Raw genomic sequence first — 1,157 nt, forward strand, 5'->3', positions numbered from 1 at the left:
ACCCCAAACTCTTTCTTTATAGCATTTACTAAAAACACCATTTTTAATGAATGTCCTCCTAAATCTATAAAACTACTATTCACTCCTATTAAATCTCTGTCTATCTTTAATATATCTGAATAAATAACTACTAACTTCTCTTGAACCTCTGTAGTAGGAGCAACATACTGATCCTCTAAACTTAATGACAACTCTGGTAATGAATTTCGATCAATCTTTCCATTACTCAACTGTGGAAATGATTCCAAATGCATATAATAACTTGGAATCATATAATCTGGTAAAAATGAAGATAAATATTCTCTCAACTCTGAAACAACTATAGACTCTTCTCCTTGATAATAACAAACCAAACTTCTCTCCGTTTCAATCTCCTGTACTGATACTAATGCATGATTTATAGATGGATGCTTATTTAAATGCGTTTCTATTTCTGATAACTCTATTCTATATCCTCGTATTTTTACTTGAGCATCCTGTCTTCCCTGATATTCCAAATTACCATCCGGCAACCAACGAACCATATCCCCCGTACGATAAACTAAAGTTTCTCCATCTATCCAATCTGACACAAACTTCTCTGTTGTAAGAGATTGGTCTCCTGTATAACGACGTGCTAAACCTGATCCTGCTATACACAACTCTCCTATAACTCCTATTGGAAGAAAACTTCCATAACTATCTGTTACATAAACTCGCTCATTAGGTAATGGCTTCCCTATTGGTATACGTTTTAAATCTTCTAATTCTTTATAGAAAACCTTATACGATGTCGAATCAACACACGTTTCTGTTGGTCCATAAAAGTTATATAACTGCGTTCTCTCTCCTAATTTGGTATAAAAAGAAACTGCTAACTCTTTTGGGAAAGTTTCTCCTGCCAAAATCCAACTCGATAAACTATCTAAAGAAGATACTTCATCTATAGATTCTAATAATAATCGGAGGTGAGTAGGAGTACCATCTGATACATCTATCTGATATTTATTATAAAAAGACAATAAAGACTCTCCATCTTTTCTACTCTCATCATCTGATATGTATAAACTATGACCCTGTAATAATGCTCCGAAAATTTGTTGTACTGATGCATCAAAAGCATAAGATGCTAGTAAACAAACTCGTAAAGTTTTATCTCCATAACCATCATAAACTCG

The 1,157-nt window shown here is 33.4% G+C and carries 1 protein-coding gene; it reads right to left on the reverse strand.

Going from position 1 to position 1,157, the window contains the following annotated elements:
• Positions 1 to 1,157: non-ribosomal peptide synthetase (locus ACKTTQ_RS07085; RefSeq protein ID WP_408048767.1), on the reverse strand; the 1,157-nt coding region annotated here is incomplete at both ends.

The sequence above is a fragment of the Tenacibaculum halocynthiae genome (assembly GCF_964512825.1).
In the GTDB taxonomy this organism is placed as follows: domain Bacteria; phylum Bacteroidota; class Bacteroidia; order Flavobacteriales; family Flavobacteriaceae; genus Polaribacter; species Polaribacter halocynthiae.